At 73.3% G+C, this 19,997-nt stretch carries 21 protein-coding genes; 19 read left to right on the top strand and 2 right to left on the bottom strand.

Going from position 1 to position 19,997, the window contains the following annotated elements:
- Nucleotides 1-7 precede the first annotated feature (7 nt).
- Genes QC818_RS00650 through QC818_RS00670 form a run of 5 tightly spaced genes read left to right on the top strand, consistent with a single transcriptional unit; the run spans nt 8 to nt 5,024 of the window.
- Nucleotides 8-553 carry an NUDIX hydrolase gene (locus QC818_RS00650; protein ID WP_309650892.1) on the top strand — a complete coding sequence of 182 codons (546 nt, stop codon included), beginning with the start codon at nt 8-10 and terminating at the stop codon, nt 551-553.
- Nucleotides 550-1,476, top strand: coding sequence for an AAA family ATPase (locus tag QC818_RS00655; RefSeq protein ID WP_309650893.1), 927 nt, complete (start codon nt 550-552; stop codon nt 1,474-1,476). Before QC818_RS00650 ends, QC818_RS00655 begins: the two co-directional genes overlap by 4 nt.
- Nucleotides 1,473-2,411, top strand: a complete 939-nt coding sequence (locus QC818_RS00660; RefSeq protein WP_309650894.1) for a DUF58 domain-containing protein — start codon at nt 1,473-1,475, stop codon at nt 2,409-2,411. The genes QC818_RS00655 and QC818_RS00660 overlap by 4 nt, the downstream gene beginning before the upstream one ends.
- On the top strand, nt 2,408-4,552 hold the full coding sequence (locus QC818_RS00665) for a transglutaminase family protein (RefSeq protein WP_309650895.1): 2,145 nt from the start codon (nt 2,408-2,410) through the stop codon (nt 4,550-4,552). The genes QC818_RS00660 and QC818_RS00665 overlap by 4 nt, the downstream gene beginning before the upstream one ends.
- On the top strand, nt 4,539-5,024 hold the full coding sequence (locus tag QC818_RS00670; protein WP_309650896.1) for a glutathione peroxidase: 486 nt from the start codon (nt 4,539-4,541) through the stop codon (nt 5,022-5,024). Before QC818_RS00665 ends, QC818_RS00670 begins: the two co-directional genes overlap by 14 nt.
- A 13-nt stretch (nt 5,025-5,037) precedes the next feature.
- On the opposite strand, the gene QC818_RS00675 is transcribed toward QC818_RS00670, so the two are convergent.
- Nucleotides 5,038-5,430 (bottom strand): DUF7079 family protein, encoded by a 393-nt coding sequence (locus QC818_RS00675; RefSeq protein ID WP_309650897.1) that lies wholly within the window; start codon nt 5,428-5,430, stop codon nt 5,038-5,040.
- A 162-nt stretch (nt 5,431-5,592) separates the two neighbouring features.
- Between QC818_RS00675 and fabV the strand changes: the two genes are divergently transcribed.
- The 6 genes from fabV (at nt 5,593) to QC818_RS00705 (ending at nt 9,764) form a co-directional block, all read left to right on the top strand.
- Nucleotides 5,593-6,789: an enoyl-ACP reductase FabV gene (gene fabV, locus QC818_RS00680; RefSeq protein WP_309650898.1), complete on the top strand. Its 1,197-nt coding sequence runs from the start codon at nt 5,593-5,595 to the stop codon at nt 6,787-6,789.
- Between the two features lie 53 nt (nt 6,790-6,842).
- Nucleotides 6,843-7,052: a hypothetical protein gene (locus QC818_RS00685; RefSeq protein WP_309650899.1), complete on the top strand. Its 210-nt coding sequence runs from the start codon at nt 6,843-6,845 to the stop codon at nt 7,050-7,052.
- 117 nt (nt 7,053-7,169) lie between these two features.
- Nucleotides 7,170-8,147 carry a GlxA family transcriptional regulator gene (locus QC818_RS00690; protein WP_309650900.1) on the top strand — a complete coding sequence of 326 codons (978 nt, stop codon included), beginning with the start codon at nt 7,170-7,172 and terminating at the stop codon, nt 8,145-8,147.
- A gap of 108 nt (nt 8,148-8,255) precedes the next feature.
- A complete protein-coding gene (locus QC818_RS00695) occupies nt 8,256-8,813 on the top strand; it encodes an isochorismatase family protein (protein ID WP_309650901.1) in 558 nt (185 codons plus the stop codon).
- Nucleotides 8,800-9,273, top strand: a complete 474-nt coding sequence (locus QC818_RS00700; protein WP_309650902.1) for a helix-turn-helix domain-containing protein — start codon at nt 8,800-8,802, stop codon at nt 9,271-9,273. The genes QC818_RS00695 and QC818_RS00700 overlap by 14 nt, the downstream gene beginning before the upstream one ends.
- Complete coding sequence (locus tag QC818_RS00705; protein WP_309650903.1) at nt 9,204-9,764, top strand: GlxA family transcriptional regulator; 561 nt, start codon at nt 9,204-9,206, stop codon at nt 9,762-9,764. The genes QC818_RS00700 and QC818_RS00705 overlap by 70 nt, the downstream gene beginning before the upstream one ends.
- 53 nt (nt 9,765-9,817) lie before the next feature.
- Here the strand turns inward: QC818_RS00705 and QC818_RS00710 are convergent, their stop codons facing one another.
- Entirely contained in the window at nt 9,818-10,441 is a 624-nt protein-coding gene (locus tag QC818_RS00710) for a class I SAM-dependent methyltransferase (protein ID WP_309650904.1), read from the bottom strand.
- A 183-nt stretch (nt 10,442-10,624) separates the two neighbouring features.
- On the opposite strand from QC818_RS00710, the gene QC818_RS00715 reads away from it, so the two are divergent.
- From QC818_RS00715 to QC818_RS00750, 8 genes are all read left to right on the top strand, one after another.
- Nucleotides 10,625-11,839, top strand: coding sequence for an aspartate aminotransferase family protein (locus QC818_RS00715; protein WP_309650905.1), 1,215 nt, complete (start codon nt 10,625-10,627; stop codon nt 11,837-11,839).
- A gap of 50 nt (nt 11,840-11,889) precedes the next feature.
- Nucleotides 11,890-12,960, top strand: coding sequence for an arginine N-succinyltransferase (locus QC818_RS00720; protein WP_309650906.1), 1,071 nt, complete (start codon nt 11,890-11,892; stop codon nt 12,958-12,960).
- The gene (gene astA / locus QC818_RS00725; protein ID WP_309650907.1) at nt 12,960-14,006 is read left to right on the top strand and encodes an arginine N-succinyltransferase; all 1,047 of its coding nucleotides are present in this window, start codon (nt 12,960-12,962) and stop codon (nt 14,004-14,006) included. Before QC818_RS00720 ends, astA begins: the two co-directional genes overlap by 1 nt.
- Nucleotides 14,006-15,475: a succinylglutamate-semialdehyde dehydrogenase gene (gene astD, locus QC818_RS00730; RefSeq protein ID WP_309650908.1), complete on the top strand. Its 1,470-nt coding sequence runs from the start codon at nt 14,006-14,008 to the stop codon at nt 15,473-15,475. The genes astA and astD overlap by 1 nt, the downstream gene beginning before the upstream one ends.
- Entirely contained in the window at nt 15,472-16,812 is a 1,341-nt protein-coding gene (gene astB, locus QC818_RS00735; protein ID WP_309650909.1) for an N-succinylarginine dihydrolase, read from the top strand. The genes astD and astB overlap by 4 nt, the downstream gene beginning before the upstream one ends.
- Nucleotides 16,813-17,107: 295 nt before the next feature.
- Entirely contained in the window at nt 17,108-18,028 is a 921-nt protein-coding gene (locus QC818_RS00740; protein WP_309650910.1) for a DUF808 domain-containing protein, read from the top strand.
- Between the two features lies 1 nt (nt 18,029).
- Nucleotides 18,030-19,157, top strand: coding sequence for a cell division protein ZapE (zapE, locus tag QC818_RS00745; protein ID WP_309650911.1), 1,128 nt, complete (start codon nt 18,030-18,032; stop codon nt 19,155-19,157).
- Nucleotides 19,158-19,255: 98 nt separating this feature from the next.
- On the top strand, nt 19,256-19,996 hold the full coding sequence (locus tag QC818_RS00750; protein WP_309650912.1) for a trimeric intracellular cation channel family protein: 741 nt from the start codon (nt 19,256-19,258) through the stop codon (nt 19,994-19,996).
- The last annotated feature ends 1 nt before the right edge of the window (nt 19,997 follow it).

Genomic DNA, 19,997 nt, shown 5'->3' on the forward strand with positions numbered 1-19,997 from the left:
AGCCGCGATGACCGACGACGCCCTGGCGCCCCCCTTGCCCGCCCCCCGAATCGCCGACGAGAGCATCCAGCTGGTGGATGCCCGCAACCGGCCCTGCGGCAGTGCGCCGCGTGCCGCCATGCGCCGCTATCGCTACTGGCACCGGGCCACCTACATCGTGGTGCGCAACGCCGCCGGCGCGATCTGCGTGCAGCGCCGCACCCTGACCAAGGAGGTCTTCCCCGGGGGCCTGGACCTGGCCGCCGGCGGGGTGGTCGGCGCCGGCGAGGCGGTGCATCTGGCCGCCCGGCGCGAACTCGCCGAGGAGCTGGGGATCGCGGGCGTACCGCTGCGCCACGTCCTCGAGTTCGTGCATGCCCGGGGCGGCAACCACATCTTCGGCAGCGCCTATCTGGTCGACCACGACGGCCCCCTGCGCCTGCAGGAAGAGGAGGTCGCCGAGGCCTTCTGGTGCCCGCCCGACGAGGCCTTGGCCCTGGAGGGCGTGACCCCCGACACCCGCCAGGTCGTGGAGCGGCTGCTGGAGACCGGCCGGTTGGAGGCCCGGGCATGAATCGCCCGGTGCGCCAGGAAAGCCTGGCGGCGGTGCTCGCCGGCCTGGAAGGCGTGGTGCTGGGCAAGCCCCGGGAGGTGCGCCTGGCGCTGTGCTGCCTGTTGGCGCGGGGCCACCTGCTGATCGAGGACCTGCCGGGGCTCGGCAAGACCACCCTGGCGCAGGCTCTGGCGCGGGCCACCGGCCTGGACATGCAGCGTCTGCAGTTCACCAGCGACCTGCTGCCCGCCGACGTGCTCGGGGTCTCGGTCTTCGACCCCCGGGAGGCCCGCTTCCGCTTCCACCCCGGCCCCGTCTTCCACGGCCTGGTGCTGGCCGACGAGATCAATCGCGCCACCCCCAAGACCCAGAGCGCCCTGCTGGAGGCCATGGAGGAGGGCCGGGTCACCGTCGAGGGCGAGACCCGGGACCTGCCGGATCCCTTCTTCGTCATCGCCACCCAGAATCCCCAGGAGCAGGCCGGCACCTTCCCGCTGCCGGAATCGCAGCTCGACCGTTTCCTGATGCGGCTGTCGCTGGGCTATCCCGACCCCCGGGCCGAGCGCGAGATCCTGCGCGGCCGGGCCGGGCGCGAGCGGCTCGATGTCCTGCCGCCGCTGCTGGATGCCGCCACCCTGCGCGACTGGCAGGCCAGCTGCGCGACGCTGTACGTGGCCGAGCCCCTGCTGGACTACGTGCAGGCCCTGGCGGCGGCCAGCCGCGAGCACCCCGAGCAGGCCTGGGGGCTCTCGCCCCGGGGCGTGCTCGCCCTGCTGCGCGCCGCCCGGGCCTGGGCGATGCTCGAGGGGCGCGATCACGTGCTCCCCGAGGACGTCCAGGCGGTCTGGGCGCCCGTGGTCAGCCACCGGCTGAGCAGCGGCCGGCGCGAGGAGGGCGAGACCCTGGCTCGCCGGCTGCTGGCGCGGGTGCCGGTGCTGTCATGAGCCGGCGGCGCGGCCCGGGCACCTGGCGGGCGCGCCTGCGTCGGCTCCGGGAGCGGCGACTGGCCGCCCCGCTCGGTGCGCCGCTGCCCCAGCGGCGGCTGTTCCTGCTGCCCACCCGCTTCGGCCTGGGCTGGGCCGGGCTGGCGACGCTGCTGCTGCTGCTGGGCATCAACTACCAGAACACCCTGCTGCACGCCCTGGCCTTCTGGCTGATCGCCCTGGGCGTGGTGGTCCTCTTCCGGACCTGGCGCAACCTGCTGGGGGTGCGCCTGTCGCTGCGCCTGCCCGGCGAGGTGTTCGCCGGCGGCGAGGCATGCCTGGGCCTGGTCGCCGAGGCCCGGCGGGCCCGCACGGCGCTGGTGGTGCGTTGCGGCGGTCGCCGGGCTCGGCTCGACCTGCGCCGGGGGCGGGGCGAGGGCGAGCTGTACCTGCCGGCCCCGCGGCGCGGCGCCCTCGCCCTGCCGGCGCTGCGCCTGGAGACGCGCTGGCCGCTGGGCCTGGTGCGCGCCCTGGCCTGGCAGGCCCACGACGCCGAACTGCTGGTCTGGCCGGCGCCGATCGAGGCGCCGCCCCCCGATCGGCGCCCGGGCGCCGGCGGCCTGGACAGCGGCGACTTCGCCGGCCTGCGGCGCTTCGTCCCCGGTGACAGCCCGACCCGGCTGGCCTGGAAGCAGTGGAGCCGCACCGGCACCCTGGCCACCAAGGCCTTCGAGGCCCCGCCCCGGGAGAGCGCCTGGCTGGACTACGCGGCCTGCCCCGGCGACCCCGAGCATCGCCTGTCGCTGCTCTGCGGGCGGGTGCTGGCCCATCACCGGGCCGGCGAGCGCTTCGGCCTGCGGCTGCCCGACCGGGTGCTGGCGCCCGGCCAGGGCGAGGCCCATCGGCGGGCGGCGCTCGACGCCCTGTCCCGCTGCCGGCCGCCGGAGGGCGCATGACCCGCCCCGGCCGCCTGGCTGCCCCGACGGTGCTGGCGGATGGCCGCCGGCTGAGCGGCGCCATGCTGCGTCGGCTGTTCGTCGGCCAGTGCCTGGTGCTGGCCCTGCACCTGGCCTGGATGCCGGCCTGGTTCGCTGGGGTGGCCGTGGCGGTGGCCGCCTATCGCTACCGGCAGCTGCGTCGCGACCGGCCGCGGGCCGGGCTGCTGCTGCGGCTGGCCGCGGTGGGCGCGCTGGTGCTGGCGCTGTGGGCCGAGTTCGGCGGCCTCGGCGGCATGCGCGCGCTGATCGGCCTGCTGCTGGGCGTCTACCTGCTCAAGCTGCTCGAGACCCACGACCGCCGCGACGCCCGGGTGGTGGTGATGATCGGCCTGGTGGCCATCGGCGTGGCCTTCCTCCACGACCAGGGCGTGCCCCTGGCGCTGGGCGCCCTGGCGGCGCTGGCCTGGCAGCTGCAGGCGCTGGCCTGGCTGTCCGGCGCCCGCGAGACGCGCCAGGCCTGGGGCGAGACCGCCTGGCTGCTGGGCCTCTCGGCGCCGCTGATGCTGGGGCTCTTCCTGGTCGCGCCGCGCCTGCCGCCGCTGTGGCAGATGCCCGAGACGCCCCGGGCGTCCACCGGGCTGAGCGACAGCATCGCCCCGGGGGACATCGCCGAGCTGTCGCGCAGCGACGCCCGGGCCTTCCGGGCGGACTTTCGCGGCCGGGTGCCGCCGCCCGGCGAGCGCTACTGGCGGGTCTATACCCTGTCGCACTTCGACGGCGCGCGCTGGACGCGGGTCACCCCGCCCCAGCTGTCGGCCACCCTCGGGCTGCCGGTGTCGCGCTTCGTGCGGCGCGGGCGGGCCAGCGCCTGGGGGCCGGCGGGCGAGGCGCCGCGCTATCGCTACGAGCTGCTGCTGGAGCCCGACAGCCGCCCCTGGCGGCCCAGCCTGGGCGCCCCGCGGCGGGCCGACCGGGCGCTGCGCTTCCTCGTCGACGGCACCGTCGAGGGGCTGGCGCCGCTGCGCACCCGCGAACTGCTGACCCTGGCCAGCAGCGGCGCGCCGCCGCGCCACCCGGACCCCGCCGGCCCCGGCTGGCACAGCCTGCTGCCAGCCGACGCCAACCCGCGTACCCGGGCGCTGGCCCGGCGGCTCTGGCAGCAGGGCGGCGGCGAGCCGGAGGCCTACCTGGCGGCGGTGCTGGCCCGCTTCGGGGAGGCGCCGTATCGCTACACCCTGTCGCCGCCCCGGCTGCGCGGCGAGGACCGGGTCGACGCCTTCCTGTTCGAGAGCCGGGCCGGCTACTGCACCCACTACGCCTCGGCCACCGCCGTGATGGCGCGCATGGCCGGCATCCCGGCGCGCATCGTGGCCGGCTTCCTGGGCGGCGAGCGCCACCCGGACGGCCATCTCACGGTGCGCGACTACGACGCCCATGCCTGGGTGGAGGTCTGGCGGGAGGGCGCCTGGCGGCGGCTGGACCCCACCGCGGCCATCGCCCCGGCCCGGGTCGAGCGGGGCGCGGCGGCGGTCGCCGAGGGGCGCGAGGCCTTCCTGGCGGACGCGCCGCTGTCGCCGCTGCGGTTGCGCGACATCGGCTGGGCCAATCGCCTGCGCCTGGGCTGGGAACGGTTGGAGTACCGCTGGCAGCGGGGGGTGATCGGCTACCGGGAGGAGGCCCGGGATCGCCTGGTGGCCGGGCTGCTGGATCGCCTGCAGGCGGCCCTGGCGGCGCTGCTGGCGCTGGGGCCCTGGCGGGGACTGGGGCTGGCGGGACTCGGCCTGCTGGGGGGCGCGGCGCTCGGGCTCGGGGTGGCGGCGGGCCTGCGCCGCTGGCCCCGCGGGCGGGACGAGAGGCGCCGCCTCGCGGCGCTGCAGGCCTGGCTGGCGCGGCGCGGCCATCCGTGCCGGCCCGGCGAGTCGCCGGCCGCCCACCTGCGCCGGCTGATCCCCGAGGCCGGGGCCGCCGGGCCGGCCCTGGCGGCGGCGGCCGCCGAACTGGAGGCGCTCTACTATGCGCCGCTGTCGCCCGCCGAGCGCCGCGGCCGGCGACGGGCCCTGCGCCGCCAGCTGCGCCGCGTGCGCCGGGACTGGCGCCGTGGCGTGCGGCGTGGCATCGTGGCGGGACAGTCAGCGAGCACGCGCCATGAGCATCCATGACCACGATTGCCACACCGCCCGTGGCGAGCCCTTCAACCTTCGCGCCCTGCGAGGGCAGGTGCTGCTGATCGTCAACGTGGCCAGCCAGTGCGGCTTCACCCCCCAGCTGCGCGACCTCGAGCGTCTCTATCGCGGCTACCGCGACCGCGGCTTCACCGTGCTGGGCTTCCCCTGCAACCAGTTCGCCCGTCAGGCGCCGGAGTCGGCCCAGGCCTTCTGCCGCTTCGGCGAGCGGGAGTACGGCGTCACCTTCCCGCTGCTGGAAAAGGTCCGGGTCAACGGCCCGGGCACCCACCCGCTGTTCGCCGAGCTCAAGCGCCAGGCCCCCGGGGTGATGGGCACCGGCCTGATCAAGTGGAACTTCACCAAGTTCCTGGTGGGGCGCGACGGCCGGGTGATCCGCCGCTTCTCGCCGCGGGACGGCGTCGAGGCGTTGATCGCCGACCTGGAGCGGGCGCTCGACGAGGCCTGAGCGCCGCCGGGGCTCAGGAGGGCACGTCCTCGCCGCGGGCGATCATCAGCCGCTCCATCAGCTCGCCCCAGCGATGGCGCGCCATCATGGTGGTCAGGCCCGAGAACAGCGCCCAGGCGCGGCGCCGCCAGCCGGTCAGGCGCAGGTTGTGGGCCACCAGCTGGCGCATCAGCTGGTACTCGTCGAAGCGCCGCCACTCGCCGGCCACCGACATCTGGCGGCGCGCCAGCACCGGGGCCAGCTCCAGGCGGAACACCCACTCCAGCTCGTGCAGCGTCAGGTCGTGGCGCTGGATCACCTCGATCATGCGGGCATAGTCGGTCTCCCGCGGCTCGCGCTCGAGCCACAGCGGGGCCAGGGCCAGCCACAGCTCGCCGCGCTCGTCGACCAGGGTCTGCGCGTCCATGGGATCTCCTCGGGGAAGGCTGTGCCGAGCATCCTGCCCCAGCGTCCGGCCGGGCTCAAGGGCGGACAGCGCGGGTCGGGGCCGCTAGAATGTCGCCACTGACGAATGCCACTTCATCGGGGCGTCGCGCGCCCCCGCTGCCAAATCACCGAGAGGTCTGACGTGATCATCAAGCCCAAGGTCCGCGGTTTCATCTGCACCACCACCCACCCCGTCGGCTGCGAGCAGAACGTGCGCGAGCAGATCGAGGCGACCCGCGCCCGCGGCCTGGACAAGAGCGCCGGGCCCAAGAAGGTGCTGGTGATCGGCGCCTCCAGCGGCTATGGCCTGGCGGCGCGCATCACCGCCGCCTTCGGCTACGGGGCCGACACCCTGGGCGTGTTCTTCGAGAAGCCGGGCACCGAGAAGCGCCCGGGCACCGCCGGCTGGTACAACGCCGCGGCCTTCGACAAGTTCGCCAAGCAAGAGGGGCTGTACAGCAAGGCCATCAACGGCGACGCCTTCTCCCACGAGGCCCGCGACAAGGCCATCGAGCTGATCAAGCAGGATCTCGGCCAGGTGGACCTGGTGGTCTACTCCCTGGCCTCGCCGGTGCGCAAGCTGCCCGACAGCGGCGAGCTCAAGCGCTCCAGCCTCAAGCCGATCGGCGAAACCTACCGGGCCACCGCCATCGACACCAACAAGGACGCCATCACCGAGGCCGAGGTGGAGCCGGCCACCGAGCAGGAGATCGCCGACACCGTCGCCGTGATGGGCGGCGAGGACTGGGAGCTGTGGATGGACGCCCTGGATCGCGCCGGCGTGCTGGCTCCCGGGGCCCGGTCGGTGGCCTTCAGCTACATCGGCACCGAGATCACCTGGCCGATCTACTGGCACGGCGCCCTGGGCCGTGCCAAGGAGGACCTGGACCGCGCCGCCGGCGAGATCGACGCCCGCCTCAAGGCCAGCGGCGGCGGCGCCAACGTGGCGGTGCTCAAGTCGGTGGTCACCCAGGCCAGCGCCGCCATCCCGGTCATGCCGCTCTATATCGCCATGGTCTACAAGGTGATGAAGGAGCAGGGGCTGCACGAGGGCACCATCGACCAGCTCAACCGCCTGTTCGCCGAGCGCCTCTACGGCGGCAGCGCCGAGACCGACGAGGCCGGCCGCCTGCGCCTCGACGACTGGGAGCTGCGCGACGATATCCAGCAGGCCTGCAAGGACCTCTGGCCCCGGGTGACCACCGAGAACCTCTTCGAGATCACCGACTATGCTGGGTACAAGCACGAGTTCCTGAAGCTGTTCGGCTTCGAGCGGGACGATGTCGACTACGACGCCGACGTGAATCCCGCGGTGGAATTCGATGTCGTAGAGCTGTAGGGCCCGGCGCGCCGGCGCCCTGCGACCCGCGATCCAGGACCCAGGAGGTGTGCATGGATACCAGGGAAAGCAAGACGCCGGACGAGGAGCTGGAGCACTTCAAGGAAGTCAGCCAACCCGAGGACTACGAGCACCCCGAGCCGGACGAGGACCAGCCCGAGGCACGCCAGGCGCCCCAGTCCCTCACCTGGGTGCTGCCCGCGATCATCGTGGTGGTCGCGGTGGTGGTGCTGGGCCTGCTGGTGATCGGGCTCGGCGACTGACGCTCCCTCCGCCTGTCCCTCGACGCCGGGCCCCGCGCCCGGCGTCGTCGTGTCCGCCGGCTGCCCCGAGCGCCGCCTTGGGATAGAATGGCCGTCCATTCCCCGCGAGAGAGCCCCATGCCCGATGCCCCCACCGCCGCCTCGGCCGCGCCGCTGTCCCGGCACGTGGGAGTCGTGGTGCTGCCCGGCTTCTCGCTGCTGGCCCAGGCCTGCGCCACCGAGCCGCTGGTGGTGGCCAATCGCCTGGAGGGGCGCGGCCTCTATCGGCTGTCGACCTTCGGCGCCGACGCCCGCCCGGTGACCAGCGCCGCCGGCCAGGCCCTGCTGCCCCAGGCCCCGGCCGGCGAGCCCGACGCGCCCCTGGACATGCTGCTGGTCTGCGCCCCCGGGCCGCTCGCCGGCAGCGTGCCGGCGGGCCTGATCGACTGGCTGCGGCGCCTGGCCGCCGCCCGGGTGGTGCTGGGCGGCGTCGGCGGCGGCACCGAGGTGCTGGCCCGGGCGGGGGTGCTGGACGGTTATCGGGCGACCCTGCCCTGGCCGCGCTTCGAGGCCTTCGCCCGGGACTACCCGCGGGTGCGGCTCTCCCAGCAGCTGTTCGAGATCGACCGCGATCGCCTGACCTGCGGCGGCGGCACCGCCGCCATGGACATGATGATGACGCTGATCGGCACCCAGCACGGCGCCGAGCTGGCCGAGCGCATCTCCGAGCACTTCGTGCTCGAGCGCATCCGCATGGGCGACGAGCCCCAGCAGGTGCCGCTGCGCACCCGGCTGGGCAACGCCCCCCAGAGCCTGGTGGACGCCGTGGCGTTGATGGAGTCGAACATCGAGGAGCCGCTGACCACCCACGAGCTGGCCGAGCACCTGGGGATCTCCCGGCGCCAGCTGGAGCGGTTGTTCAAGAAGTACCTCCAGGCGGTACCCAGCCGCTACTACCTCAACCTGCGCCTGCAGCAGGCGCGCAAGCTGCTGCGCGAGAGCGACCGGCCCGCCGGCGAGATCGCCCTGCAGACGGGGTTCTCCTCGGCGGCGCACTTCTCCACCGCCTACCGCAACCACTTCGGCATCACGCCCCGGGAGGAGCGTCTGGGGTGAGCTGTGCCGAGATGGCCGGATGTGACCGCAACCTGGCTGGTCGCAGCCGTTCCCCCGCTCGCTCCGGCGCTATGGTGGTCACTCCACGTCACATGAGAGACTCGCCCCATGACCACCGCCCTGCTGATGATCGACGTCCAGGCTTCTTTCCCTGCCCGCGACTACTGGGACGAGGCCCTGGCCGGCCCCTGGCGGGAACGCCAGCGTGAGCTGCTGGATCTCGCCGAGGCGTCCGGCGTCCCGCTGGTGCGCATCCTTCACGAGGCGCCGGGCAGCGGCACGCCCTTCGACCCCGAGCGTGGCCTGATCCGTCCGCTCGGCGGCTTCGAGGACGCCGCCGCGGCGACCTTCCGCAAGCGCGCCCACAACGCCTTCACCGACACCGGGCTCGAGGCCTGGCTGCGCGAGCGCGACATTCGCCGAGTGGTGATCGGCGGCATCCGCACCGAGCAGTGCTGCGAGACCACGGCCAGGGTCGCCTCCGACCTCGGCTTCGCGGTGGACTTCGTCGGCGAGGCGACCCTGACCTTTCCCATGACCCGCCTCGGCCGGACCTGGAGCGCCGAGGAGATCCGCTCGCGCACCGAGCTGGTGCTGGAGGGGCGCTTCGCGCGGATCGTCGAGGTGGCGACGCTGCGGGAGGAGTGGCGCGGTGTCGCCGCCTGAGACGGGCGCGCTGCGGGTCGGGGTGCTGATGCTCCCCGGCCAGGTACCCCTGGACCTGGTCGGGCCGCTGCAGGTGCTGCACGGCGCCGAGCGGCTGGCCGGCGGTATCGCGATCCGCTACTTCGGCCCCCGGGCGTCGCTGGACTGGCTGGGGCCGCTGACCCTCGCCGGCATCGAACCGCTGCCGGAGCCCCTCGAGCCGCTGGACCTGCTGGTGGTGCCCGGCCAGTACCGGCGGGGGATCGACCCCCTGGTGCAGCCGGGCTGCGTGGCCTGGCTGCGTCGCCACGCCGGCCGGGTCGCGACCCTGATGGGCATCTGCTCGGGGTCGCTGCTGATGGCCGAGGCGGGGGCCGGCGCTGCACCACCCACCATACCCTGCTGCCGCGGTTGCGCGAGCTGGCCCCCACGGCACGGGTGCAGGGCGATTGCATCTTCATCGAGGACGGTCCCTGCCTGACCAGCGCCGGCATCTCCACCGGCATCGACACCATGCTGCACTGGCTGACCCGACGCCTCGGTCATCGCCTGGCGCTGGCCGTGGCCCGGGACATGGTGCTCTACCTGCGGCGCAGCGGGCATGAGCCCCAGCTGACCGGTTGGCTCGAGGGGCGCAACCATGTCGACGAGCGCATCCATCGCCTGCAGGACGCGCTCTGCGCGCGGCTGAAGGAACCCTGGAGCCTGGCCGGCATGGCCGAGGTGGCGGTGATGAGCGAGCGCCACCTGCGTCGTCGCTTCGTCGCCGTGGCGGGCATGTCGCCGGGCGACTACCTGATGCGGCTGCGCCTGCAGCTGGCTCGCCAGCTGATGGAGGAGACCCCCTGGACCCTCGCCCGTATCGCCGGGGAGGTGGGGCTGGGCGATGATCGCCGGCTGCGCCGGGCCTGGAAGCGCCTGGCGGCGGACTCGCCCCAGGCGTGGCGCCGGCGCCGGGCGTCGTCGGACTGAGCCCGGCGTGATGCTCCGGCCGCGCTGGAGACGTCGCCGAGCGCCGTCACCACTCAGGCCTGGCCCTTGCGCGCCAGCAGGGCGCGAAACAGCGATCCCATCAGCACCGGGGTGTCGGCCTCGACCACGAAGCCGGCGCCCTCCAGCAGCGGGCGGGCCCGGCGGGTGATATCGGTGGCGATGGCCGAGGTGGCCAGGTTCAACGCCCGCCGGCCGAGGCCGGCCGGGCGGTCGTCGGCCTGGAACTTGTCCATCACGCACAGCTGGCCGTCGTCGGCCAGCACCCGGTGCGCCTCGGCCAGTCCCCGGGCCGGGTCGGGCATCACCGCCAGGATCAGGTGCATCACCACCACGTCGAAGTGGCCGTCGGGGAAATCGAGGGCCTCGGCGTCCATCACCGCCGCCTCCACGTCGCGGTCCAGCGCCTCGGCGCGGCGCGCCAGGCGCCGCACCATGGCCGGGGCGAGGTCGGTGGCATGGAGCTCCAGGTCCCGGGGCAACCAGGGCAGGTCCAGGCCGGTGCCGGCGCCCACCAGCAGCACCCGCATGCCCGGGCGCCAGTGGACCTGGGCCAGGGCCTCGCGCCGCGCCCGGCGCAGGGCGCGCTCGACCACGGCATCGTAGAGCGGCGCATAGAGGCCGTAGCGCAGGCGGTTCCAGGCGGTGGTGTTGAGCATGCGGCTCCTCCGTCGCGATGGCGCTCCTACCTTAGCCGATCCCGCCACGGCGCGCCTCGGGCGGCTCCTGCCTTTTTCACAAATCGCCGTCCCATTGCTGAAAGCCCCCCGGAGGGGGCCTCCCTATACTCGAATGACTTGATTCATTCCGAGCGAGCCCGGCTCGACAGAACGGAGAACGACATGACCCAGACCCCGACCCGCAGCGACTTCGACCAGTACATGGTGCCCAACTACGCGCCCCAGAAGGCCATTCCGGTGCGCGGCGAGGGCAGCCGCCTGTGGGACCAGGAAGGCCGCGAGTACATCGACTTCGCCGGCGGCATCGCGGTGAACGCCCTGGGCCACTGTCACCCGGTGCTGGTCGACGCCCTGAAGGACCAGGCCGACAAGCTGTGGCACCTCGCCAACGTCTACACCAACGAGCCGGCCCTCAAGCTGGCGCGCGGCCTGGTCGAGCGCACCTTCGCCGACAAGGTCTACCTGTGCAACTCCGGCGGCGAGGCCAACGAGGCCGCGCTCAAGCTGGCGCGGCGCTGGGCCCATGACACCCACGGCGAGCACAAGCACCGCATCGTCTCCTTCTACCAGTCCTTCCACGGCCGCACCTTCTTCACCGTCAGCGTCGGCGGCCAGCCCAAGTACTCCCAGGGCTTCGGCCCGGTGCCCGGCGGCATCGTCCACGGCGAGTTCAACGACCTGGACAGCGTGCGCGACCTGATCGACGGCGACACCTGCGCGGTGATGGTCGAGCCGATGCAGGGCGAGGGCGGCATCCTGCCCGCCGAGCCCGAGTTCCTCCAGGGCCTGCGCGACCTCTGCGACGAGCACGACGCCCTGCTGATCTTCGACGAGGTGCAGACCGGCGTGGGCCGCACCGGCTCGCTGTATGCCTACATGGACTACGGCATCACCCCGGACATCCTCACCACCGCCAAGTCCCTGGGCGGCGGCTTCCCGGTGGGCGCCATGCTGACCACCGATCGCCTCGCCCCGTCGATGGGCATCGGCACCCACGGCTCCACCTACGGCGGCAACGCCCTGGCCTCCGCCGTGGCCCTGGCCGCCATCGAGTACATCGACACCCCCGAGGTGCTCGAGGGCGTCAAGCGTCGCCATGACCTGTTCCGCGAGCACCTCGAGGCGATCAATCGCAAGCACGGCGTGTTCAAGGAGGTCCGCGGCATGGGCCTGCTGATCGGCGCCGAGATGAGCGAGGCCTACCAGGGCCGCGCCAAGGACATCCTGCCGCTGGCCATCGAGGAAGGCCTGATGGCGCTGGTCGCCGGCCCCAACGTGCTGCGCATGGCGCCGTCGCTGGTGATCCCCGAGGCCGACATCGCCGAGGGCATGGCGCGCCTGGAGCGGGCGATCGCTCGGCTGGTGGCCGCCCAGTGAGCCGCGGCCCCGCCATGCGTGACCCCGATCCATCCGCTGGAGGCCAAGCCATGCTGGTCGTACGTCCCGCCCGGCCGGCGGACCTGCCGGCCCTGGAGCGGCTGGCGGGCACCGCCACGCCGCGCCTGACCAACCTGCCCGCCCACCGGGACCGCCTGGAGGAGCGCATTGCGCGCTCCCAGCGGGCCTTCGAGGCCGAGGTGGAGTTCCCCGGCGACGAGCACTACACCTTCGTGCTCGAGGACCTGGAGCGCGGCGAGGCGGTGGGCACCGCCACCGTGCGCGCCCAGGCCGGCGCCCGGGAGGCCTACTACACCTACCGGCAGGAGACCCTGATCCACGCCTCGCAGCAGCTCGACGTGCGCCGCGAGGTGCCGACCCTGTCGCTGTCCCACGAGGTCTCCGAGGCGAGCCTGCTGTGCGCCTACTCCCTGGACCCGCGCTACCGCGGCACCAGCGCCGAGAGCCTGCTGCGCCGGGCGCGGCTGATGTTCATCGCCCAGTACCCGGAGCGCTTCGCCGAGATCCTGGCGATGGCCTTCCCCGGTTACCTGGACGAGGCCGGCCAGTCGCCGTTCTGGAACAGCGTCGGCCGCCACTTCTTCGTGCGCGACTACCAGGAGATCAATTACATCGCCGGGGTGCGCTCGAAGAGCTTCATCGCCGAGGTGATGCCCCAGTTCCCGCTCTACCTGGCGCTGCTCACCCCCCAGGCGCGGGCCGCCATCGGCCGCGAGCATCCGGAGCACGAGGCGGCCATGGGCGAGATGCTGGGCGAGGGCTTTTTGCGCTCGCGCCACGTCGACATCTTCGACGCTGGCCCGGTGATCAAGGGCGAGCGCGACCGGCTGCAGAGCTTCCGCCGCGCCGCCTGGCACCCGGTGCGCATCCGCCCGGCCCACTCCCTGCCGGACGCCGAGCCGGCCCTGGTGGCCAACCAGCGGCTCGACGACTTCCGCTGCGTGGTGGCGCGCTATGCGCTGTCGCCCACCGGCCAGCTGATGCTGTCGCCGGAACACGCCGAGCAGCTCGGCGTCGAGGAGGGCCGCGCCGTGCTGGCCGCGCCGCTCGCCCTGCCGGGCGACGAGCATGATCCGGGCTACGACGAGGGAGAGCTGTGATGCGCATTCGACCGATTGCCCCGTCCGACCTGGACGAGCTGCAGGCCGTGGCCCGGGAGACCGGGGTGGGCTTCACCTCGCTGCCCGACAACCGCGACTTCCTGGCGGCCAAGATCGACACCGCGGTGAGCGCCTTCGACCAGCGGACCCCGGTGGACCAGCGGCTCTACTTCTTCGTCCTCGAGGACGAGACCACCGGCCGGCTGGCCGGCTGCTGCGCCATCGAGGGCCAGGTGGGGCGCGAGGTGCCCTTCTACCACTACCGGGTGGGCACCCTGGCCCACTCCTCGGTGCAGCTCGACCTGCACCGCACTATCGACACCCTGTTCCTGAGCTCGGACCATACCGGCGACGCCGAGGTGGCCTCGCTGTTCCTGCGCCCCGAGTTCCGCGGCGCCGACCGCCGCCACGAGCGCAATGGCGCCCTGCTGTCGATGATGCGCTGGCTGTTCATGGCCGAGTTCCGCGACAGCTTCCCCGACAAGGTGCTCGCCGAGATGCGCGGCGTGTTCGACGCCGAGGGCAAGAGCCCCTTCTGGGAGTGCCTGGGCAGCCACTTCTTCCCCATGGACTTCAACGAGGCGGACAGGCTGACGGGGCTGGGGCAGAAGAGCTTCATCGGCGAGCTGATGCCCAAGTTCCCGATCTACACCCCCTTCCTCTCCGAGGCGGCCCGCGACTGCATCGGCCGGGTCCACGAGCACACCCGGCCGGCCCTGGCGATGCTCAAGAAGGAAGGCCTGCGCTGGGAAGGGTTCATCGACATCTTCGACGGTGGCCCCACCGTGGAAGCCTATATCGACGACGTGCGCGGCGTGCGCCTGTCGCGGACCTGCCGGGTGGAGGTCCAGGCCGGCGAGCTGGAGCAGACCGAGCGCCCGCGCTGGCTGGCCGCCACCACCTCCATGGCCGGCTTCCGGGCGGCCTGGCTGGGCCGCGGGCCCGGCGACGACGGCGTGGTGACCCTGAGCGAGGCCGAGGCCGCGCGCCTCGAGGTGACCTCCGGCGACACCCTGCGCATTCTGGATAGCGACGAGGAGGCGTGATGAAGGCGACGCAACGGCTGCTGATCGGCGGCCAATGGCAGGACGGCGAGGCCGAGGGCTTCGCCAAGCAGGACCCGGTCGCGGGCGACACCCTGTGGCAGGGCAACGCCGCCTCCGAGGCCCAGGTGGGCGCCGCCGTGGAGGCCGCCCGGGCGGCCTTCCCGGCCTGGGCGCGGCGGCCCTTCGCCGAGCGCCAGGCGCTGGTCGAGCGCTTCCGCGAGGTGCTGGAGAACCACCGCGAGGACCTGGCCACGGCCATCGCCGGCGAGACCGGCAAGCCGCTGTGGGAGGCGCGCACCGAGGTCGGCGCGATGATCGGCAAGGTGGCGCTGTCGATCCGCGCCTACCAGGAGCGCACCGGCGAGCGTGAACGCGACCTGGGCGGCGCCCAGGCGGTGCTGCGCCACCGCCCCCACGGCGTGATGGCGGTGTTCGGCCCCTACAACTTCCCCGGCCACCTGCCCAACGGCCACATGGTGCCGGCGCTGCTGGCCGGCAATACCGTGGTCTTCAAGCCCAGCGAGCAGACCCCGCTGACCGCCGACCTGACCCTGCAGTGCTGGCGCGAGGCCGGCCTGCCCGAGGGCGTGATCAACCTGGTGCAGGGCGCCGCCCCGGTGGGCCAGGCGCTGTCCGCCCACCCGGATATCGATGGCCTGCTGTTCACCGGCAGCGCCAAGGTCGGCGGCCTGCTGCACAAGCAGTTCGCCGGCCAGATGGACAAGATCCTGGCCCTCGAACTCGGCGGCAACAACCCGCTGGTGATCAAGGACGTGCCCGACCAGGACGCCGCCGTGCTGACCATCCTGCAGTCGGCCTTCCTGTCCGGCGGCCAGCGCTGCACCTGCGCCCGCCGGCTGCTGGTGCCGGAAGGCCAGGTGGGCGACCACCTGCTGGACGCCCTGAGTGATGCCATCTCGCGGCTGCGGGTGGCCGGCCAGTTCAGCGAGGACGCCCCCTTCTACGGCGGCCTGGTGAGCGTGGCGGCCGCCGACGGCCTGCTCGCGGCCCAGGACGACCTCGAGGCCCGGGGCGGCACCGTGCTGTCGCGCATGGAGCGCCTGGAGGAGGGCACCAGCCTGCTGTCGCCCGCGCTGGTCGATGTCACCGGCCTGGAGCTGCCCGACGAGGAGCACTTCGGCCCGCTGCTCAAGGTGCACCGCTACCGCGACTGGGACGAGGCCATCCGGCTCGCCAACGACACCCGCTACGGCCTGTCCGCCGGGCTGGTCGGCGGCGAGCGCGAGGACTGGGACGACTTCCTGCTGCGCATCCGCGCCGGCATCGTCAACTGGAACCGCCAGACCACCGGCGCCTCCGGAGACGCGCCCTTCGGCGGCGTGGGCGACAGCGGCAACCATCGCCCGAGCGCCTACTATGCGGCGGACTACTGTGCCTACCCGGTGGCCTCGGTGGAGAGCGACGAGCTGCACCTGCCCGACCAGCTGCCGCCGGGGGTGAGCCTGTGACGGACGTGCGCGAGGTCAACTTCGACGGCCTGGTGGGGCCGACCCACAACTACTCGGGGCTGGCCCACGGCAACGTGGCGTCGATGACCCACGAGGGCCTGGTGGCCAACCCCCGGGAGGCCGCCCTCCAGGGCCTCGAGAAGATGAAGTCGCTGATGGACGCCGGCTACGCCCAGGGCGTGCTGCCGCCCCAGCAGCGGCCGGACCTGGGCGCCCTGCGCGCCCTGGGCTTCGCCGGCGACGACGCCCGGGTGCTGGCCCGGGCCGCCGAGGAGGCGCCCCAGCTGCTGCGCGCGGTGTGCTCCGCCTCCAGCATGTGGACGGCCAATGCCGGCACGGTGACGCCCAGCGTCGATGCGCCCGACGGCCGGGTGCACTTCACCCCGGCCAACCTGCAGTCGAGCTTCCACCGTTACCTGGAGCCCTCGACCACCGGCCGGGTGCTGGCGTCGATCTTCCGCGACGAGCGTCGCTTCGCCCATCATCCGGTGCTGCCGGCCACCCCGGCCTTCTCCGACGAGGGCGCGGCCAACCACACCCGGCTGTGCGGCGACCACGGCGAGCCGGGGGTGCACCTCTTCGTCTACGGCCGCCAGGCCTTCGGCGGCGACGGCGTCGAGCCCGGCCGCTTCCCGGCCCGCCAGACCCTGGAGGCCAGCCAGGCGGTGGCCCGCCAGCACGGCCTGGAAGAGGCGCAGACGGTGTTCGCCCAGCAGCACCCCGAGGCCATCGACGCCGGCGTCTTCCACAACGACGTCATCAGCGTGGGCAACGGCCCGGTGCTGCTCTACCACGAGTATGCCTTCCGCGACGAGCAGGCCACCCTGGACGCGCTGCGCGAGAAGATGACCACCCCGCTGATCCCGGTGCGGGTGCCGGCCGAGGCGGTGAGCCTGGACGACGCCGTGGCTTCGTACCTGTTCAACTCCCAGCTGCTCAGCAACCCGGACGGCACCATGACCCTGGTGGTGCCCGGCGAGTGCCAGGAGCGCGAGGCGGTGTGGCGCTGCCTGCAGGACCACCTGCTGGCCGGCAACAATCCGATCGCCGAGGTGGTGGTCAAGGACGTCAAGCAGTCGATGCGCAACGGCGGCGGCCCGGCCTGCCTGAGGCTGCGGGTGGCGCTGTCCGAGGCCGAGCGGGCCGCGGTCTCCGGCCGGGTGCTGCTCGACGACGCCCTGCACGGCGAGCTCGTCGCCTGGGTCGAGCGCCATTACCGCGACCGTCTGGCCCCGGCCGACCTGGCCGACCCGGCGCTCGCCCACGAGACGCTCGCCGCCCTGGACGAGCTGACCCGCCTTCTCAAGCTGGGCAGCGTCTACCCCTTCCAGCTGTGATGGATGTCGAGCCCTGATGCTCTCTCGTTGCCCCGCCCCTGGCGGGGCTTTTTTTTGCCGGGGAAACGGCCGCCCTCAATCGTAGGAGCGCAATTCATTGCGCGATGGCGCCGCCGAGGGCCATTCATCCTGACCATGGCACGAAACCTGCCACCGCTACGCGGTGGATCGCGCTGCGGAGCAGCGCTCCTACGAACCTCAACGGTTTCACGCGGATTTGCGAAGAACCTTTTTTTGTCGTCGCGGGCGGGTATGCTGTGAAACCTTCGCCCCTTCCTCGCCCATGGAGGCCACCGTGGCCGGTAGCAGCCTGCTGACCCTGATCGACGACATCGCCACCCTGCTCGACGACGTCTCCGTGATGACCAAGGTGGCGGCCAGGAAGACCGCCGGGGTGCTGGGCGACGACCTGGCCCTCAACGCCCAGCAGGTCACCGGCATCCACGCCGACCGCGAGCTGCCGGTGGTCTGGGCGGTCGCCAAGGGCTCGCTGCGCAACAAGGTGATCCTGATCCCCGCGGCGCTGGTGATCAGCGCCTTCCTGCCGGCGCTGGTCACCGTGCTGCTGATGCTGGGGGGCGCCTACCTGTGCTACGAGGGCGCCGAGAAGCTGGCCGACAAGTTCCTGCACGGCGAGGAGGACGAGGCGGAGCATGCCCGGCGGGTGGAAGCCCTGGCCAGCGCGGACATGGACATGCAGGAGTTCGAGCGGGAACGCATCAAGGGAGCCATCCGCACCGACTTTATCCTCTCCGCCGAGATCATCGTCATCACCCTGGGCACCGTGGCAGGCGCGGCCCTGGGGCAGCAGGTGGCGGTGCTGGTCGGCATCGGCGCCCTGATGACCGTCGGCGTCTACGGCCTGGTGGCCGGCATCGTCAAGCTGGACGACCTGGGCCTCTTCCTCAGCCGGCGAGGAGGCGGCCTGGCCGGCCTGGGGCGTGGCCTGCTGGTCGGCGCTCCCTACCTGATGAAGCTGCTCTCGGTGGTCGGCACGGCGGCGATGTTCCTGGTCGGCGGGGGCATCCTCGGTCATGGCATTCCCGCCGTGCATCACCTCCTCGAGGGCGTCGCCGAGGCGGAGCTGGCCGTGCCGGGGCTAGCGGTCCTCGTCCAGGGGCTGGGACCGCTGCTGCTCAACCTGGGGGTCGGCCTGGCGGTCGGCGCCCTGGTGCTGGCGGCGGTGACGCTGGTCCAGAAGTGGCGTCGGCGCTGAGATGGCGTCGACCTGCCCGCCCGGCCCCGAGGCGGCCTATCGTCAGGCCCTCGAGGCGCAGGGCTTCGTCGAGGACGCCGCCCAGTGGCGGGCCGTCGCGGCCCTGGAGGCGACCCACTGCGCGCTGGCCCGCGGCGAGGCCGAGGTGCCCGGCGTCTACCTCTGGGGCACCGTGGGCCGCGGCAAGACCTGGCTGATGGACCGCTTCCATGCCGGCCTGACGGTGCCCGCCCGGCGCCAGCACTTCCATCGCTTCATGCGCTGGGTGCATCGGCGCCAGTTCCAGCTCGCCGGCACGCCGGACCCGCTGCGAAGCCTGGCGGCGGAGCTCGCCGCCGAGGTGCGGGTGCTGTGCCTCGACGAGCTGTTCGTCAACGACATCGCCGACGCCATGCTGCTGGGGCGGCTGTTCGACGCCCTGTTCGAGCGCGGCCTGGTGCTGGTGACCACCTCCAACCAGGCGCCGGCGGGGCTCTATGCCGACGGCTTCAACCGCGAGCGCTTCCTGCCGGCCATCGCGGCGATCCAGCGCCACCTGGCGGTGGTCCACCTGGACGGCGAGCGGGACCACCGCCGCCATCCCGGGGCGGCGCATCGCCGCTACTGGGTGCGCGAGCCGGGGCAGGCCTCGCCGCTGGGCGAGGTCTTCGCGCGGCTCGGCGACGGCCGCCCCGTCTCGACCGCCCCCGTCGAGCTGGGGCGTCGGCCCGTGCCGGTGGTGGCGCGCAGCGGGACGGTGCTGTGGTGTCGCTTCGCGGCCCTGTGCGAGGCGCCGCTGTCGGCGCTGGACTTCATCGATCTCTGCGACCGCTTCCGTCACCTGCTGATCGGCGAGGTGCCGCGCCTGGACGGCGGGCCCGCGCGGGCCGGCATCGCCCGGGGCACCGAGGACGCCAGCGCCCGGGTGGCGGCCGGCGACCGGGAGCTGCCGGCGCTGACGCGCCAGGACGACGGCGCCAGGCGCTTCATCGCCCTGGTCGACGAGTGCTACGACCGGGGCGTGCCGCTCCACCTGGAGGCGGCGGTGCCACTGGAGGCGCTCTACCGGGAAGGCCACCTGGCCTTCCCCTTCCGCCGCACCCTGAGCCGCCTGCGCGAGATGCAGCTGGCCCGCTTCGGGGCCGGCTGACGGGCCTCGCCCCGGGCGCGCCGGCAGGCGTCCACGACGACCGATCGAGCCCGGCGGGCTGCTATGATGGCGGCAACGAGACGCGAGGGAGGCGAGACGTGACGGGGTGGGTCTACTGGCTCGACATGGCGGGGGTGATCGTGTTCGCCCTCTCGGGGGTGATCCTGGCCTGCCGCTCGCGGATGGATCCCTTCGGGATGCTGGTGCTGGCGGCGGTCACCGGCATCGGCGGCGGCACCCTGCGTGACCTGGTGCTCGGGGTGCGCCCGGTGTTCTGGGTCAGCGATCCCGCTTACCTGTGGGTGATCCTGGCCACGGTGGCGCTGTCCATCCTGGGCTTCCACTACATCCATCGGCTGTCGCGGACCTTCCTGCCGGTGGCCGATGCCTTCGGCCTGGCGCTGTTCACCGTGATCGGCACCCACAAGGCCCTGACCCTGGCCGCCCCCGGGGTGGTGGCGGTGCTGATGGGGCTGCTCACCGGGGTGGCCGGCGGCATGGTGCGCGACGTGCTGGCCCGGCGGGTGCCCATGGTGCTGCGCCAGGAGATCTACGCCACCGCCTCGATCGCCGGGGGCGTGGTCTTCGTGGGGCTGCAGGGCCTGGGGACGCCCTTCGCCGCCACGGTGGCCGCGGCCCTGGCCACCACCCTGGGGCTGCGCCTGGCGGCCATCCACTGGCACCTGGCCCTGCCGGTCTTCGCCTGGGTGGTGGTGGCGCGCCCCGAACCCAAGCGGGCTCCGGGCGAGCCGGCGCCGCCCTCGGCGCCCCGCCGGCCCAAGGCCCGGGTCAAGCTGATTCCCCCTGAACGGTCGCGGCGCCGGCGCAAGCCGCGGTGAT

The organism is Halomonas koreensis, assembly GCF_031451675.1.
Lineage (GTDB): Bacteria > Pseudomonadota > Gammaproteobacteria > Pseudomonadales > Halomonadaceae > Halomonas > Halomonas koreensis.

Excerpts from the sequence above, each read along its gene's own strand:
- QC818_RS00665 (WP_309650895.1), top strand. The coding sequence starts at position 2,408 with ATGACCCGCCCCGGCCGCCTGGCTGCCCCGACGGTGCTGGCGGATGGC.
- QC818_RS00675 (WP_309650897.1), bottom strand. The coding sequence starts at position 5,430 with ATGGACGCGCAGACCCTGGTCGACGAGCGCGGCGAGCTGTGGCTGGCC.
- astA (WP_309650907.1), top strand. The coding sequence starts at position 12,960 with ATGCGCATTCGACCGATTGCCCCGTCCGACCTGGACGAGCTGCAGGCC.
- QC818_RS00710 (WP_309650904.1), bottom strand. The coding sequence starts at position 10,441 with ATGCTCAACACCACCGCCTGGAACCGCCTGCGCTACGGCCTCTATGCG.
- astD (WP_309650908.1), top strand. The coding sequence starts at position 14,006 with ATGAAGGCGACGCAACGGCTGCTGATCGGCGGCCAATGGCAGGACGGC.
- QC818_RS00685 (WP_309650899.1), top strand. The coding sequence starts at position 6,843 with ATGGATACCAGGGAAAGCAAGACGCCGGACGAGGAGCTGGAGCACTTC.
- QC818_RS00695 (WP_309650901.1), top strand. The coding sequence starts at position 8,256 with ATGACCACCGCCCTGCTGATGATCGACGTCCAGGCTTCTTTCCCTGCC.
- QC818_RS00670 (WP_309650896.1), top strand. The coding sequence starts at position 4,539 with ATGAGCATCCATGACCACGATTGCCACACCGCCCGTGGCGAGCCCTTC.
- QC818_RS00660 (WP_309650894.1), top strand. The coding sequence starts at position 1,473 with ATGAGCCGGCGGCGCGGCCCGGGCACCTGGCGGGCGCGCCTGCGTCGG.
- QC818_RS00655 (WP_309650893.1), top strand. The coding sequence starts at position 550 with ATGAATCGCCCGGTGCGCCAGGAAAGCCTGGCGGCGGTGCTCGCCGGC.
- zapE (WP_309650911.1), top strand. The coding sequence starts at position 18,030 with ATGGCGTCGACCTGCCCGCCCGGCCCCGAGGCGGCCTATCGTCAGGCC.
- QC818_RS00720 (WP_309650906.1), top strand. The coding sequence starts at position 11,890 with ATGCTGGTCGTACGTCCCGCCCGGCCGGCGGACCTGCCGGCCCTGGAG.
- QC818_RS00650 (WP_309650892.1), top strand. The coding sequence starts at position 8 with ATGACCGACGACGCCCTGGCGCCCCCCTTGCCCGCCCCCCGAATCGCC.
- QC818_RS00690 (WP_309650900.1), top strand. The coding sequence starts at position 7,170 with ATGCCCGATGCCCCCACCGCCGCCTCGGCCGCGCCGCTGTCCCGGCAC.
- QC818_RS00715 (WP_309650905.1), top strand. The coding sequence starts at position 10,625 with ATGACCCAGACCCCGACCCGCAGCGACTTCGACCAGTACATGGTGCCC.